At 52.8% G+C, this 15,896-nt stretch carries 15 protein-coding genes; 6 read left to right on the top strand and 9 right to left on the bottom strand.

Annotated features, from left to right (window positions below):
- Positions 1-89 precede the first annotated feature (89 nt).
- The 3 genes from tnpB (at position 90) to C4J84_RS22735 (ending at position 4,650) form a co-directional block, all read left to right on the top strand.
- Positions 90-326, top strand: a complete 237-nt coding sequence (gene tnpB, locus C4J84_RS22745; protein ID WP_164487820.1) for an IS66 family insertion sequence element accessory protein TnpB — start codon at positions 90-92, stop codon at positions 324-326.
- Between the two features lie 206 nt (positions 327-532).
- Positions 533-3,367 (top strand): TrlF family AAA-like ATPase, encoded by a 2,835-nt coding sequence (locus C4J84_RS22740; RefSeq protein WP_124436155.1) that lies wholly within the window; start codon positions 533-535, stop codon positions 3,365-3,367.
- Between the two features lie 2 nt (positions 3,368-3,369).
- On the top strand, positions 3,370-4,650 hold the full coding sequence (locus C4J84_RS22735; RefSeq protein ID WP_124436154.1) for an ATP-binding protein: 1,281 nt from the start codon (positions 3,370-3,372) through the stop codon (positions 4,648-4,650).
- A 682-nt stretch (positions 4,651-5,332) separates the two neighbouring features.
- Here C4J84_RS22735 and C4J84_RS22725 read toward each other — a convergent pair.
- Complete coding sequence (locus C4J84_RS22725) at positions 5,333-6,301, bottom strand: DUF932 domain-containing protein (RefSeq protein ID WP_124436153.1); 969 nt, start codon at positions 6,299-6,301, stop codon at positions 5,333-5,335.
- Between the two features lie 478 nt (positions 6,302-6,779).
- Positions 6,780-7,127 carry a hypothetical protein gene (locus C4J84_RS22720; protein ID WP_124436152.1) on the bottom strand — a complete coding sequence of 116 codons (348 nt, stop codon included), beginning with the start codon at positions 7,125-7,127 and terminating at the stop codon, positions 6,780-6,782.
- Between the two features lie 76 nt (positions 7,128-7,203).
- On the opposite strand from C4J84_RS22720, the gene C4J84_RS22715 reads away from it, so the two are divergent.
- From C4J84_RS22715 to C4J84_RS22700, 3 genes are all read left to right on the top strand, one after another.
- Positions 7,204-7,449 carry a helix-turn-helix domain-containing protein gene (locus tag C4J84_RS22715; protein WP_124436151.1) on the top strand — a complete coding sequence of 82 codons (246 nt, stop codon included), beginning with the start codon at positions 7,204-7,206 and terminating at the stop codon, positions 7,447-7,449.
- Between the two features lie 706 nt (positions 7,450-8,155).
- The gene (locus C4J84_RS22705) at positions 8,156-8,371 is read left to right on the top strand and encodes an AlpA family transcriptional regulator (protein WP_124436150.1); all 216 of its coding nucleotides are present in this window, start codon (positions 8,156-8,158) and stop codon (positions 8,369-8,371) included.
- A 237-nt stretch (positions 8,372-8,608) separates the two neighbouring features.
- On the top strand, positions 8,609-9,688 hold the full coding sequence (locus tag C4J84_RS22700) for an inovirus-type Gp2 protein (protein ID WP_124436149.1): 1,080 nt from the start codon (positions 8,609-8,611) through the stop codon (positions 9,686-9,688).
- Between the two features lie 40 nt (positions 9,689-9,728).
- Here C4J84_RS22700 and C4J84_RS22695 read toward each other — a convergent pair whose 3' ends face one another.
- From C4J84_RS22695 to C4J84_RS22660, 7 genes are all read right to left on the bottom strand, one after another.
- A complete protein-coding gene (locus tag C4J84_RS22695) occupies positions 9,729-10,442 on the bottom strand; it encodes a hypothetical protein (RefSeq protein WP_124436148.1) in 714 nt (237 codons plus the stop codon).
- Positions 10,443-10,454: 12 nt separating this feature from the next.
- Positions 10,455-11,648 (bottom strand): integrase arm-type DNA-binding domain-containing protein, encoded by a 1,194-nt coding sequence (locus C4J84_RS22690; protein WP_124436147.1) that lies wholly within the window; start codon positions 11,646-11,648, stop codon positions 10,455-10,457.
- Between the two features lie 368 nt (positions 11,649-12,016).
- Positions 12,017-12,781 carry a S24 family peptidase gene (locus tag C4J84_RS22680; protein ID WP_124436146.1) on the bottom strand — a complete coding sequence of 255 codons (765 nt, stop codon included), beginning with the start codon at positions 12,779-12,781 and terminating at the stop codon, positions 12,017-12,019.
- A 210-nt stretch (positions 12,782-12,991) separates the two neighbouring features.
- Positions 12,992-13,519 (bottom strand): inorganic diphosphatase, encoded by a 528-nt coding sequence (gene ppa / locus C4J84_RS22675; RefSeq protein ID WP_003176323.1) that lies wholly within the window; start codon positions 13,517-13,519, stop codon positions 12,992-12,994.
- A gap of 108 nt (positions 13,520-13,627) precedes the next feature.
- Positions 13,628-14,443: a zinc-dependent peptidase gene (locus tag C4J84_RS22670; protein ID WP_124436145.1), complete on the bottom strand. Its 816-nt coding sequence runs from the start codon at positions 14,441-14,443 to the stop codon at positions 13,628-13,630.
- Between the two features lie 6 nt (positions 14,444-14,449).
- Positions 14,450-15,106, bottom strand: a complete 657-nt coding sequence (locus C4J84_RS22665) for a DedA family protein (RefSeq protein WP_046069710.1) — start codon at positions 15,104-15,106, stop codon at positions 14,450-14,452.
- A gap of 301 nt (positions 15,107-15,407) precedes the next feature.
- The gene (locus tag C4J84_RS22660; RefSeq protein ID WP_124436144.1) at positions 15,408-15,866 is read right to left on the bottom strand and encodes an N-acetyltransferase; all 459 of its coding nucleotides are present in this window, start codon (positions 15,864-15,866) and stop codon (positions 15,408-15,410) included.
- Positions 15,867-15,896: the final 30 nt, after the last annotated feature.

Genomic DNA, 15,896 nt, shown 5'->3' with positions numbered 1-15,896 from the left:
TTTGCACTAAGGTTCGTGTTAGTGAATTGGCAACGCACTCAACTGAGCGGCACGGGTTGTAGGGGGAGGCGGAGCGGTGAAGCCGTACTGTGATTATTCTGTTCGCCAATCGGGTGAAGGCGCTGACGCATGACATGCTAGAGATTTGGCTGGCCGCACGTCGTTTGCGTCAGGGTGAAATTTTCTCGCCGGATTCTCGACACAGCTCTGAAGTGGAGTTGGGCATCAAGCAACTACAATCCTTGGTGCTAGGTTTGGGGTCGAGAGATTTCTGCGCGCGGGCGCTGCAACGTTCAATGGTAAAGTCGAACGTATTTGGTCGATGAGCTGGGGTCGAGCTCCGATTCAGCGACTTAGATGATCAAGGTCTGCCTTTTCTGGAAGGAAAATTCAGTCTCCAAAGCGCTAGATAAAGGTTAGATTCAAGGGGGGAACCGACATGCTAGGTGATCAACGGTGTCCATTGATTAGTAACAAAAAATGCCCGAAGACTCCGCAGAATCGCGGCGTGTGCCCGACTTAAGGAATTTCAATGAGCTTTCAATGGACTTACCCCGGCGCACGCTGGTGGAAATTTGACTTCCATACGCACACCCCCGCGTCCAAGGATACGGATGCTTGGCAGCGAGCGATGGGGACCATTGACGAGCTGTCTGCTAAGCAGTGGCTTCTGAAGTACATGGCAGCTGGTGTCGACTGTGTGGCGATTACTGACCACAACAGCGGGGCCTGGATAGACAAGTTAAAGATCGCTTACGCGACAATGCAAGAAGATCCGCCTGAGGGGTTTCGAGAACTGCATTTGTTTCCTGGGGTAGAGCTTTCTGTTAACGGAGGCTTCCACCTGCTAGCGATTTTCGGTATCGATGCCACGACCAGTGACATCGATTCGCTGTTGGGCAGAGTCGATTACAGCGGTACGAAAGGAGATAGCGATGGTGTCACCCGCCGAAGCGCAGCAGATGTAGTGCAGGCCGTACTAGAGGCTGCTGCGCTACCTATTCCTGCCCATGCCGATGCTAGTAAGGGTTTGCTGCAACTCAAAGCAGAGGGTTCCATCCAGTCTGTCCTCGACCATCAAACTGTAGAGCTGTTGTTGAGCAATCCTGGTGTGTTAGCCATGGAGGTGTTGACCCCAGCGTCTCCTAAGCCATCAGCCTACATCCAGTCAAAATTGAACTGGGCTGAAGTAATTGGCTCTGACTGCCATACCTTTCAAGGCCCCGCCGTACCTGGCTCACGCTATACCTGGATCAAGATGGCCAAGCCTTCTCTGGAGGGCCTACGTCTGGCCCTATTGGATGGGCAAGGTGTTTCGGTTCGCCGTAGCGATGACATCGAACCTTTTTCCCCGTTTGACAGGCCGGAACACTTTATCGAGGCTATCGAGATAGCCGATGCTCGTTTTATGGGGCGCGGTAACAAACCCACCCGACTGGCATTCAACCCCTATTTAAATGCGTTGGTTGGCGGCAGGGGTACTGGCAAGTCCACAATCGTGCACGCTCTACGGTTAGCCTACCGACGAGAACGTGAGCTAGGAGCAAGCGGCGAGGCAAGCGAGACCTTTGTGCGTTTCAACAAAGTTGCACGGACTCGGAGTGATTTGGGCGGCCTGCTCCCGACTACGCACATTACGCTGACTCTTAGCCGCGACGGCATTCGCTATCGTTTGTTTTGGCAGCAAGATGGGCAAGGGGAGGCCGTTGAGGAATGGGATGAAATCACCTCTCAATGGAAAGCATCTGAGAGCCAAGCCGTTACCGAACAACGCTTTCCGGTACGTTTGTTCAGTCAAGGCCAAATCGCAGCGTTGGCGGGTGACAGCCAGCAATCCCTTTTACAAGTCATAGACGAAGCTGCTGGATCGGACTCTGCAAAAAAACTATTTGATGATGCCAAAAGTGGATTCTTCAGTACCTGTGCCAAATTGCGCGAGCTGAATGGTAGGCTCAAAGGACGGGAGGCACTGAATCTAACTCTGCAGGATGTGCAGCGTAAGCTCGCGCGTTTTGAGGCTGCTCACCATGCAGAAGTGCTGAAGGCGTATCAGCGGACTAGCCGCCAAACCCGAGAGATGGACCGGCAGTTCGATACCGTGGTCGAAACTGCAGACCGTCTGCGGGGGGTGGCGGAAGAATTACTCGCCGAAGATTTGCCTGAAGGCGTTTTCGACCCTTTGGTCGATAGCGAGGCATTGGCGATTGTTCAGAAGCTAGCCTCTTCAATTGCACAAGCGCAAGCACAAGTAGAGGCCATAGCCCAGCAATTAGTCGACAGCAGTAGCGCGCTCAGAGAGCAATTGCTGCAGAGTCGCTGGCAAGTTCAGGTTGTCGGGGCAAGAGTCAATTATGAATCCCTGAAAACAGATTTGCAGAGCCAGGGAGTAAATGATCCGAGCGAATATGGCCGTCTGGTGCAGGAGCGGCAACGTCTGGATACAGAGGTCAAACGCCTAGATGCACTTAAGAAACAGTTTGACGACTTGAGAACACACGCCAAATCGCAGTTGGAACATGTTTGGCAAGCACGCCAGGCCATCAGTGCGACACGCAAGCAATTCCTTGAGGAAACACTGGCAGAAAATAGCTTTGTTCGGATGACTTTAATTCCTTATGGTCGCAATGCCCAGGCCATAGATCGCTCGGTACGTGACTTATTGGGCGTGCCAGACAAGTTTAAGGATGATATCTATACCGAACCACAGGGTGATACCCCCGCTAAGGGACTTGTTGCCGACTTGCTGTTGACTGCCGATCTGTTTGAGGCACCCGGAGAGTCTGTCACGCAGCACCTTGAGGAGGCTATCAAGGTACTACAAAATCGCTTGGTGTCAGGATGTCGCGGTTCAGGTGACTTTGGCAGCTGGTTCAATAAATACCTAACAGGTGAAGCCGAAAAGCGCCCCGAACTAATCAATCACATTCAGTGCTGGTTTCCCGAGGATGGCTTGCAGGTAGAATACAGTCGAAAAGGCAACGGAAAAGATTTTCAGTCAATCGGACAGGCTTCGGCTGGCCAGCGCGCCGCAGCTATGTTGGCCTTCTTGCTAGCTCACGGAGATGAGCCTTTGGTTCTTGACCAGCCTGAAGACGATTTGGACAACCATTTAATCTATGATCTCGTGGTGCAACAGATTCGCGCCAACAAGCAACGACGTCAGCTCATAATTGTGACCCACAATCCAAATATTGTGGTCAATGGCGATGCTGAGATGATTCATGTGCTCGACTTCAACCATCAGTGTTTCGTCAGCCAGTCAGGATCATTGCAGAACAAGGTTATGCGAGAGGAAATCTGCAAGGTGATGGAGGGAGGGAAGGACGCCTTCGAGCGACGTTACCAACGCTTGGGAAGAGAGGTTTAACGATGTATGACAACCCCAATGACCTGATCGAAAAAATTCGCTTGGGTGAAGATTCGTTTCTGGAATTGAAGGAGGTTCGCCTCTCCGGAAATAGAGTTGCTGCCCCCCACCGTGATTCGTTGGCCGACGAGTTGGCTGCATTCGCAAATAGTCGCGGCGGCGTCTGCGTCATGGGTGTGGACGACCGACGAGAAATCTTAGGCATTCCTCTTGATAGGCTAGACGTTGTCGAGGATTTTATTCGCGAGATCTGCATTAACTCTGTTACTCCAGCGCTCAACCCAGTCATTGAACGGTTAACTCTCCCGTCAACTACGGGTGAGCAGCTACCCGTCATAAAAGTAGAAATACCTCGCAGCCTCTTCGTGCATAGAAGCCCTGGAGGCTATATGCATCGTGTTGGTAGCGCCAAACGTGAGATGGCACCCGAATATCTAGCGCGGCAGTTCCAGCAGCGTAGTCAGGCGCGCATTATCCGCTTTGATGAGCAGCCAGTTCCGGGGGCTACGCTCGACGACTTGGAGCCCGATCTCTGTCAGCGTTTCGCTAGCCCGCGTGTGACCGACAGTCGAGAGGTTCTTCTCGACAAGCTGGCTATGGCCCGTATCGATACTGACGGAGTCTTGCGCCCCACAATTACCGGCGTATTGATGGCAACTCAAGATCCCCGCCGTTGGTTGCCTAATGCCTTTATTCAGGCTGTCGCTTATAGAGGTACAGAAATACTGCCGCAAGGTGATCAAACCTATCAACTCGATGCTCAGGATATTACGGGCCCGCTTGACCAGCAGGTGCTTGGGGCATGTCACTTCGTCAAAAAAAATATGCGTGTTTTCGCCAGCAAACAAGAAGGCCGCCACGATGTACCTCAATTTGATCTGACAGCCGTCTTCGAGGCATTGGTGAATGCTGTCGCTCACCGTGACTATGCCATTCACGGGGCTAAAATTCGGTTGCGCATGTTTGCCGACAGGTTGGAGCTTTATTCGCCTGGCATGATCCCGAATACAATGACAGTGGACAGTTTGCCGTACCGCCAAGCAGCGAGAAACGAAGAGATCACAAGTCTACTCGCCAAGTGTAGCGTTCCAGAGCAGGAGCGGGATCTTTCAGGGCGTAGCGCCATGATGGATAGGCGAGGGGAGGGAGTCCAAATCATTTTGGATAGCAGTGAGCGCTTGTCCGGCATTCGTCCAACTTACGTGCTCGTGGATGAGTCTGAGCTGCTGTTGATCATTCCGTCTGCTGCTATTGAAGCTGGCGAGCAAGTAGATGTCACGTAGCTTGTTGGTAAGCGTCTGACCAACACACCTTGCCGAAGTCAGACCAGTAACCGCTGATGCGGCAGCAATTGGCCGATCTCAACCGCCCGCTGAGTCCGCAGCCGGCCGTCGGAAGTTGAGCTGATAGCAGATGCGAGCTGAATTGTCCTGCTGCGCATACTGTTCTGGGCGAGGCCATATCTCCATGTCGCAAGAAGGCAGTACAGCCAGTGCTCAAGTATTTCGATGTTGTAATTTTTCGCTACAGTTTGGAGCGTTGAGAGGATGACGGCATGCCTAGCCAGCTCAAGGGTTTGCCAACTGATGCGTTGTCTCAACAGGTTTCCGCTCGACGAGATCGTACATTCCTAGTCTGTGAAAATTGCCGTAGCTAGGAATACAAAATAAATTAAAAATACTACTGTGGCGTCACGCCGCTTGCTAACCGACTGTTTTCATTAAGATTTTATTTGGCTCCCTCTGCGGCCTTACGATGATCGTAGGTGTTCAAGAGTTTCATGTGAACCTTAGGGCTGAGCCGGGATTGCGTGGCGGATGATTAATTTTGACCCGTCTTCGATACAGAGCGCAGAAAATAAAATGCCAAGAAATGCGATTCAGATTTTGATTAGAACAACTCCTTCTTAGGTTGCTCGTTGCTGCGGCCTCCCAGTAAGTCCTGGAGGGCGGCAGCAACGCCACGTTACGCTACAAGCGCCAATGCAGCGCAGAGCGCTTTCCGCTTCATTGAGGCACCTTGGCCGAACCATGCGGAATCCATTCGATACTCAATGCTTCTAGCACGACGTTCATGGTCGACATATTCGGTTACTGCGTTTAAAAGCCCCCAAGCCGTACCGCTAGCGGAAGGCATAGTTGCACCCCTTCCTGCGCCCTCGTAAAGGTATTGCACTCTGCGAAGAGCACGCTCATTAGTGATCACGTTCGGTAGTGGGCTTTCTGGCGCAACGTCACAAACCACATTCATGAAATAACCCATAGCCTCATGCCACTGCACTTTACGTTCAGTCAGTGCGCGCATACGGTACATAAACCCGTCCCATTGTGAGACTGCGATGCCCAGTTGCTTCTTTACTGTATGCGGATCGAAGCGGGTATTATGTGGCACTTTGATCGCAGATGGGCTGCTATCCAGGGCGATGGCCAGCGTGTTGTTACAAACTACACGCACCGTGGTAGGGGTTGCGGTGGTGGCCAAGGAGCCGTCACATGAGGTAGCTAGAAGCAAATAGCAGTTCACATGGTCGGTGCCCTTCAATGTTGTACCTTGTCCCGTACGGGCCAAAGCCCAGAACTTACGACCGCCTTTTAGCACTCCAGCAGTTTCCAATTCGTAGCCTGAGACTTCTGTAAGATCCCTGTAAAACTCCAATACCTCCCGCGGCTGCACGACCTGGTAGCGCTGAGAAACCACTGACAATGGCGCCTTCGTGTCGGAGCGGTAAAGTACCTTCTGTTCAGGAAAGGTATGAATGGAGCCCATAGCACTGATGCTGTTGGACTTGAAATGGACTGGGCTATCCTGAATCTTCCAGTCCATGCCTGCTTCGCGCTGCCATACCTCAATAGGTTGTTTTTCGGATAGTCTGTTTCCGAGGCCGTGCCACGGGGTAGCTCCGGCGTATGCCATATTTTCAATGAAGTGCGACATTATTTTCTCCCGACGGGCATAAAAAAAGGCCAGACATTTAGTCTGGCCTTTTAAGGGGGCGCTCTGCCGAATATCTTTATACGAGGCAGAGCGAATTGTGTTAGTTGGAGTAAGTTATCTCGCCAGTGTCTGTGGTTAGAGTGACTTCTCGAATGTTGCATCCGCCATTTGCAAATATTTTTAGCTCGCCGCCGAACAGAATATCTACGGGCATTTGATAAACAGATCTGCCGGTGCAGTTACCCCTGTTTATTGTGTATCCCAGCAATTTAACTTTATCAGCGACAGAGGTGACTACTATTGTAGGGACGCCTTGCATTTCGCCTACAGATATTTCGAGTGGTAGTTTATCCGCTTTTGAGCAAGCCGATATGGACATTAGCGTGGTCAATAGCAAAGGACCGAATATAGGTCTCATCGTCTCTCCGAGATTTGTCTAGACCCAAAAGAAGTCTGATAAGTGCGGCGGTCGTACGAGTTAGTTGCAGTTACGTTGTGCTTGGAAGTCAAAGTCACGAATCTTTCCCCACCCTACGATTTTTCCAGCGTTGGCCTGTGGGTCGGCCAGCGAATAGTCCGGAACCGTAACGAGCTTAATAAAGCCTTTCTCTTCAGCGCTGATTTGATAAGCCTTCATTGAAACAAGCGGCTTGATAGCTGCCTCTGGTGACGGCTGATCAGAGATGTCGATGGCATGTACAAACGACAGATTACCGTTGGGTAGGATTTTGGTTTTAGGGAATACGCATTGGCCTACATGGCTTGAGGCATTCGCGCCACTCGCCGCGAGGAAACCTATCACGATAAAAGAAAGTACCTTTTTCACATTACTCCTCAAGACGGCTCAAAATGGGTCGTAAATACCGTGGCCGTATAGGCATCATATCTACACCATTGTCGTCATGACAAGAGTCTCCGGTGCGCGCGACGAAGATGCTAACCTGGCCCGGTTCGGGGTAGCGGTGCGTGCTCGACGCCACGTCTTGTCCCTCTCTCAAGAGGCGCTCGCCGATCTTGCGGGGATTGACCGGTCCCACATGGGGAAGATTGAGCGAGGAGAAAGGAACGTCACGTTCCTGAATATCGTTAAGATCGCCGAATCCTTGGCCTGCAAGCCTTCGGATTTGCTGAACGATGCAGGACTGTAGGCTCTGAATTGGGCTATACACGGCTGCTGAAGCAGAAGCCGCAATCTAAGCATTCGAAGTTATCTAGCACTTCTTCGTCGACGGCCTGGCCCAACTTCGCTCCCGCGACCCCGCCCGCTGCTCCGCCCAACAGCCCGCCAAAGATAGCGCCAGCGACTGATCCTAACGTCAGTCCGATAGGCCCGGCGAATGAGCCGATAAGCGCTCCTGCTTCGGCACCGCTCATTGCGCCGGTCACGCCTCCAACGGCGCCCGTTACTCCCCCTACAGCCCCCCCTACCTTTTTCCCGTAGTTCTTCGTTTTCACGTGAGTGGAATCGCAGCTTGAACAAATCATTTTTATACCCTTAGGTGATTTTTTGATTGGCCGAAAAAGCGGTGGTGTGCTGATCCAAATGAAATTGCCACCTCTCAGAATGGTGATATATGTCCAATTTTTTCTAGGCTGGCTTCTCAGCTGGGATTACCGGCGTAGCCCCGAGTTGGCGGGCTAAGGATCTAACTTTAGAGGAGGTAGGAACCAATTTTCTGAGGAGGAGTGCTCTGACAGAGGCCACGTCGACACCGATGGATGACGGCGCTCCAGGTTGGGCTGCGCGATTGGTTCGCTGCGGTAAAAAAATACACGGCAGCGCTTGGCTACGCTCCGATGGGACAGTCGCATAAGCTCGAAATACACCGAGCTTGAGGCCTATAGGAGACAGACATGAAAGCTGCCACTGACGACGTTTTGAAGATACTGCGCCTGCGTCAGGTCCAGGACCGGATCGGCCTTAGTCGCTCCACGATCTACGATCGTATGGACCCAAATTCACCTCGCTTCGATAGCACGTTCCCCCGTCCTGTGAAGTTAGGCGCATCTGCTATTGGCTGGTTCGAATCTGGTATCACTGACTGGCTGAAGAAGCGCCGAAGCCAGTAGCGGCGGAGGGTGCTAGGTACTAACTATAGTTGTGATTTTTTAAAGCTATGTTGAATTGTTTGTGTCATGCAGGCGGAATATTGCTTATTGGTGCGACTGTTCATACTTCGAATTTAGGATCTTATGTTATTACCCTGTAGGGATAAGCACCTGAAGGTGTCTGGTTTTGATGTGGTGGAGTAATACCCTTCAAGAGGGTGATGGTTTCTTATCCGGTAATTACTTTGGAATAAGAGGATGTTAATCCCAGAAGAAGCGTTGAAATCCCATGTTGATGACTACTTGTTAGGGATGGTTACGCCAGCAACTGATAAATCGTCCCAAGACGCATTAAGTGCCATTAATGCGATTGGAGACGTGGCGAATGTTGTTGCAACAACAAAGCTGATAGCTAGCTCAAGTGGAGCGCTGTTCAATACGTTACAAGGAGGTGCAAAGCAGGAGCGCAAAATCAAGTCTTTGGCGGCGTCTGTAAAGGCAGCAATAAGCATTGACTACGATAAATTCGATACGCTATTTCCACATAGTGAATTGAATCCGTACTTCAGAATCTTTAAGAAACAAGTCCAGGCCCTCGGGTTGAATCTGCTAGAGGAAGATAAACTGCTTCATCCTGTTAGCGAGGAAGAGTTAGATCGCTCTACTGTAAGGCTGAACCAATTTGTTGAAAAGGTTCGTCAAGCAGCTAAAGAACAGGCGTTTGTAAAAGAAATTCGGCATCACGCTAGGAACTCAAATAAAAACCAAGCGAGTCTAAATGCTTTTATAGACAAGCTGTTTTACCATAAATCTAAACTCCGTGTCATTCGAGTCGATTTGGAGTATGGACGAGAGCATGGTCTAGATAGCGATGTACCCATAACGTACCAAGAGACGGTCAGGCATCGAGAGGTTTTACTTAATGACTTGAGGGTGCGTTTATATAAAGGTTCTTTCGTAGGCTACGTCTGGAAGCTTGAGTATGGCCTGATGAATACATTTCATTACCATATGCTCCTATTTCTAGATGCCTCTAAGGTTCGTGGAGATATCAATGCTGGATGGAAAATTGGCCGTCATTGGGAGCAAGTAGTTACGGAGGGGAAGGGGCGATATTGGAACTGTAATGCGAACAAGAGCAGTTACCGGGAGTGTGGGATTGGAGAAATACCACACAGCTCTCCAGAGCTAATGGCCAATTTAAAAAAAGCAGCTAGCTATCTGGTCAAGGCTGACTATTATATTCGGTCTGCGATACCTGAGGGCGGAAGAGCTTTTGGGAAAGGAGCTGAAATCCCGAAAGTTAAATCTAATCGTGGTCGTCCAAGAGGGAAATAAGAGATGGCGCCTTAATTAGGCGCCATTTTTTATTTCTTAATTAATTTTTTACGGTTGCAGCATTCGCATTATAAGCCTCGATTATCTCCAGGTTCCCTCCGCTTTTAAGCCATTTATCAGCTGTCGAGTAAACATCCGGAATTGCGACGGTTAGCTCGGGGGTGTTCGATATAAATACTTCCAATTCCCCATGTATCGCATCAATCGCTTGCTTCTTTGTGCGCCATCCTCCAGTAGGCTTAATTTCTCTGAGCAGTTCAATCATGCGATCACGAATCGGACGATATAATTCGCTAGTTTTTTTTCCTCCTTTTTGCCTACCGGGTTCTCCATTTTTTAAGACTCTTTGAGCTTCTTGTTCCTGATAAACTACACCTGCGGCTGATTCTGCTACCGCTATCAGGTAGCTGGCGTGGCATAGCAGCGGCCACACCGCCGTCTCTTGAATTTTATGAACCTTTTTTCTCGCATGGATGAAGGCAACGCAAGATTTTTTTAATTGAGCTTGATAAAAAACTCTTACATTTTTAGTAAATAGTGAATCGACATGTATGTCTGCTAAAGTATCCTGAGTGACGTCGCCACTCTCAATTTCTTGAGTAAGCTTATCTAGGTACTCGTCGAGATTTTCAGAGTCGTTAACGGCGAGGCTTAATTCTTGTAGCTTTTCATATTGCCACTGTATGGTATCTGCTAATCCTCTGGGAATGTTTGAGAAAAAGCTGTCAAGTGGAAGCTTGTTACGATCAGTCATTAGAGGTTCCGCTTATGTCGTTAGGAATTTAGCCCAGTCGCTCATGAGTAAGCGTCTTTTATCCATGAAGTCAGTTCGCGAATAAGCGCTCTCAGTCTGGTCTCGCTCGTCATGAGCCAACGCCATTTCGCATACCTCACGTGGGTGATTTGTGCATTCCCCCGCCCAGTCGCGAAACGAGGATCTGAAACCGTGCCGAGTGATTTTTTTGTATCCCATGCCATGCAGGAGCGTGCGCACGGCGTTTGCGTGCATGACCCCTGTCTTGCCCTGTCCCGGAAATAGAAAGGCACTTCTCTCATCTCGCGGAATGTTCTTCACCAGCTTTACGACTTCCTCGGAAAGCGGGATTACAAAAGCCACCCGCATTTTCATACGTTCATCGGGTAATGACCAAGTGCCAGCTTCCAAGTCGAACTCATCCCAACGGGCGAACCTCACCATGTGGGCACGCGCACCGGTCATTATTAGTAGCTGAGCAGCCAACGAAGCTGGCGTGCTGTTTGCGCTGAGTTTGATCATCAGCGTAGGCACATCCTGCCACCGCATAGCTTCAAAGTGGTCACGCTTGCGAGCCTTCTTCTTTTCTGCGCGGCTCAGAAGGTTCTCCAAATGCCCGCGCCAACGAGCAGGGTTCTCACCCTCTCGTAGGTTGCGAGCCTTGGCGGCTTCTAAAACCTGTTCGATCTGCCCACGTACCTCGTCGGCTGTTCTGGTTTTAGTAACCCAAATTGGTTGCAGCACTTTGAGTACCTGAGGAGTGCCAATTTCATCGGCTGACAGCTTGCCTATATGGCCAAAAGCGTAAAGCTCCAGCTTCCGCAGCCACCCTTTGCGCCATTTCTCCGACCATGCCGCGCCATGAGCATCACGGTAGTCCGTTGCAAGGGTCTCGAACTTCAGTTGCTTGGCTTCACTTGCTCGCTGGGCTTCCCGTTGAGCTGCGCGCTCTATGTCGCGAGCGGCTAATGGATCTATGCCATCGCTCAATTGGGTGCGTTTAGCGCTTGCGTCTTGTCTGGCTTTCTTGAGACCCACCTCAGGGAACGAGCCCAGGCCCATCTCCCTCCGGCGACCCGCCAGTTGGAAGCGAAGCAGCCAGGATTTACGCCCGGTAGGTTTGACGACCAAGCGAAGTCCATCACCGTCTTCATAGGTGCCGGGTTCGGTCAGGTTTTCGACTTGTTTCGGATTCAGCTTACCCATTGATGTTCCCTCGCTGCCCCTTTGTCCCCCCACTTGTCCCCCCACTTCATCGTCGGATGAGGTCGAATGGTGTTGAACACCATCGGACAGGGGAGTGCTTGAGACGCCCGCAATAGCTAGGCTATCGGCAGGATTCTCGGATGGGATAGGATTATTTCGGACAATTAAAAAGCCGGCTTGTGGCCGGCTTCTCGGGGACTGCCTCAGCTTGTTTTTGACAAACCTCACCAGCCTTCAAATCGCTCAGCCCACATTGCGTCGGGCTGAATAGTAGGGGTATCCGCGGGAACTCCTCCGCATCGCCTGGCAGGGTAAATAGCTTAAAGCCACCCCTGCCAAATGTGCGGCGCATGATACCCACATTCACCTCAGTTGCCCACCTCCGATTCAGAGCCTTCCCAGCCCAGCAGGTGTTCGTCCAGCGGCACCGGTGGGCGGCGGTTGTTGAGGGTGGACCACCAGAATACCCAGCCGACTATCTGGAAGTTCTGCTCGAAGCGTTCGTCGTAGGTGAGGTATTCGTCCGGGTGTTCGCTGGCGTTGTGGCTGCGCATGCGCAGGCCGCCGCCAGGCCGGTTGTAGAGGTATTTGATGCGCAGCATGCCGTCGTGTTCGACGGCGTAGATTTCGCCGTCGATGATTTGAGTGCGGCCTTTATCGATGGCGAGGGTGGCGCCTTGTTGGATGATGTCGATCATGCTGTTGTCGACCATGTAGGCGCCGACGGCGCGGCCGGGGTTTACGTTGAGGCTTTCGAGGGTGTGCTGGGTGACGCGGATGCGTTCGGTTGAGGTGAATGTGGGGTGGAGGGGGATCTCCACGTCGGTATTATCCGGGCGGCAGGCAGAGCCTGTGAGGTATTTGCCGATGTCTTCGCGGGTCGGTGCAATCCTTGCGGTGGGGCCGTCCAACAGGTAGTTGACCGGTGGGTGTTTGGGGCCGCGACCGTCGCTTAACCAGCGACTGGAGGCGCACAGCAGTTCTGCGAACTCGTTGAGTCGGCCCATGGGGACGCCGCGTTTGAACCAGTTGTTCACGTGCTGAGGCGTGACGCCGCGATTCTTGGCGAAGTCGGAGGCGGAAAGATGAACTTCCCGTAATAGCGCTTTTAAACGATCACCTGATGTATTCATAAACGCAGAGTTTACCGGCCAGGAAAACTATTCAAATAAACTATGCGTTGAGTTGCGTGTGTAGGCTTTTCCTTAGTTGTAGCTTGATTCTTCATTCATTCGTGTTAGTTAAACATGGAAAATCAAACGTTGAACTCGTTGTTTAATGTTCATAAAAAAAGCCCCGAATAATCGGGGCTTTTTAATTGCCGTGGCAATGAGGCGCAAGTATCAGCCTTTGTAGGCGGCTACCGACTTCATGATCTCGGCGCGGGCAGCGTCTGCGTTGCCCCAACCGTCGATCTTCACCCATTTGCCTTTTTCGAGGTCTTTGTAGTTCTCGAAGAAGTGCTTGATCTGTTCCAGCAGCAGTGGCGGCAGGTCGGTGTATTCCTTCACGTCGACGTACAGCTGGGACAGCTTGTCGTGTGGCACGGCGATAACTTTGGCATCGCCGCCGCCGTCGTCGGTCATGTTCAGGATGCCGACCGGGCGTGCGCGGATGACCGAGCCTGGGGTGACAGGGTAAGGGGTCACGACCAGCACGTCGAGGGGGTCACCGTCGTCAGCCAGGGTGTTGGGAATGAAACCGTAGTTGGCCGGGTAGAACATCGGGGTGGCCATGAAACGGTCAACGAACAGGCAGTCGCTGTCTTTGTCGATTTCGTATTTGATCGGCGCGTGGTTGGCCGGAATTTCGATGGCGACGTAGATGTCGTTCGGCAGGTCTTTGCCAGCCGGAATCTTGCTGTAGCTCATTGGGCGTTGCCCCCGTAGTTGGCCATATGACATGGCCGGATTGGCCTAAAAGTGGCGGCGATTATAGGCATATTCTGACGCCGATGCCATGCGCCAAGCGTCGTACGGTCATTCGACCTGCGGCTGGTAGCGCGGGTCGTGGGCTTGCAGTTGGGTCAGGCGGGCCAGCGGGTCCTGGCGGTAAAAGCGGCTGAGTTGGGCGTACACCTGTGGGTAATGGCTGACCAGTAAATCCGGGGCGCTGAAAAAATACTCGCTGGTGACGGCAAAGAATTCCGCCGGGTTTTCCGCTGCGTACGGATCGATCTCGGTGTCGGCGTCCGGGTTGGCGTCCAGTTGGCGATTGAGGTCGTCGAAGGCGCTTTGCATCACGCTGGCCCATTCCTGCACGCGCATGTCGTTATGCAGTGGGGGCAGGCCGTTGGCGTCGCCGTTGAGCATGTCCAGTTTGTGCGCCAGCTCATGGATGACCAGGTTGTAGCCTTCCCATTGGCCGCTGGCCAGTACGCCGGGCCAGGCGAGGATCACCGGGCCTTGGTGCCAGGCTTCGCCGCTGTGCTCGCCGTCCCACTCATGTTCCACACCGCTGGCATCGCGATGGCGTTGCGGGCTGAGAAAGTCGTCAGGGTACAGCACGATTTCATGAAAGCCCTGATACCAGTCGAGGTCACCCAGGTTCATCAGCGGCAGTTGCGCCTGGGCCGCGAGCAGCAAGCGCTGTTCCTGATGCAGTTCGACGCCGGGCAGGGCGGTGAGGTGTTTTTCGGCGAGGAACAGCACACTGGCTTCGCGCAGCCACTGGTCTTGCTCGGCGGTGATGCCGTCGAGGAAGGTCAGGTGGTGACGCACCCGTTGCCAGGTGTCATCGGCAATCGGGTGCTTGGCCAGCAGGCGCCGGCGACGCCAGGCGCTGAGGGACCACATGGGCGATCAGTGCGGATTGGCTTCGGAGGAGGTGCGGCCAAAGCGGCTGCGCACCACGCCGATGATCATCGGCACAAGGGATAGCAAGATGATGAACACCACCAGCAACGACAGGTTCTTCTTGATAAATGGCACATTGCCGAAGAAGTAACCCAAAGTCACCAGGCCGCCGACCCAAAGGATGGTGCCCAGCACGCTGAAACCGAAGAAACGCGGGTAGGGCATCTTGGCAATGCCGGCGACGAACGGCGCGAAGGTGCGCAGGATCGGCAGGAAGCGCGCCAGAGTCACGGTCTTGCCGCCGTGCTTGTCATAGAAGTCGTGGGTTTTTTGCAGGTAGTCGCGGCGGAAGATTTTCGAGTTCGGGTTGCTGAACAAGCGCTCGCCCACGGTTCGTCCTATTACATAGTTGGTGCTGTCGCCGAGGATGGCTGCCAGCATCAGCAGGCCGGCCAGCAACACCGGGTCCATGCCGCCGCCTGCGGCGACAGCGCCGGCGATGAACAGCAACGAATCACCCGGCAGGAACGGCATGACCACCAGGCCGGTCTCGCAAAATATCACCAGGAACAGAATGGCGTAGATCCACGGACCGTAGTTGGTTACCAGCATGTCGAGGTAAACGTCGAGATGCAGGATAAGGTCAAGCGGGTTGAAATCCATGGATGGCACCTGTGTGAATGGCCCGGCTCAGCAGGCCAGTGCGGGGACGACGGGAAATAAGGCTACACGTGTATGTCGAGATTCTTACAACCCTGAAAGGTCGGCATTATACGGATTGAATGATGAAAAGCGTGTGGCTTTTGTAGCGGGGAGTGTCGTGAAAGTGTGAAGCGGTTGGGTGCCGGTTTAATGTGGGAGGGGGCTTGCTCCCGATGGCGGTGGGGCAGTGACATGAGTATTGGCTGACACACCGCTATCGGGGGCAAGCCCCCTCCCACAGGGGATCGGCGGTGTTTGACGGCTAGTCTTCGTTGATCGGCAGCACGTAGTTTTTGAATTCGGTGTCTTCGCGAAACCCTATCGACTGATAGGTCTTCTGCGCCACGTCGTTGTCGCTGCTGGTAGACACCCGCAACCGCACCGCGTGGGTTTCCTTGGCCATCTTCTTCGCCGTGCGCATCAGATTGTCGGCGACCAATTGTCGACGTGCGTCCTCGGCCACGTAGATGTCATTGAGGATCCACACGCGTTTGAGCGACAGCGAGGAAAAGCTCGGATACAGCTGGCAGAACCCCAGCAGTCGCTTGTCATCATCATCGGCCAGCGCCAGGTAGATCACCGATTCCTTGCGCCGCAGGCGCTTTTCCAGAAATGCCCGCGACGAGTCCGGGAACGGCAGGGCACCATAGAACTCGCGGTATTTGACGAACAACGGGGTCAGCAGGTCCAGGTGTTCCAGGGTCGCTTGAGTAATCCGCATGCCAGGCCTCAACATCCAATGGGTATGACC

It is taken from the genome of Pseudomonas sp. R11-23-07, assembly GCF_003852295.1.
Classification (GTDB): Bacteria; Pseudomonadota; Gammaproteobacteria; order Pseudomonadales; family Pseudomonadaceae; genus Aquipseudomonas.
The sequence above is the reverse complement of the archived record's forward strand: the minus strand, read 5'-3'. Positions and strand labels throughout refer to the sequence as shown.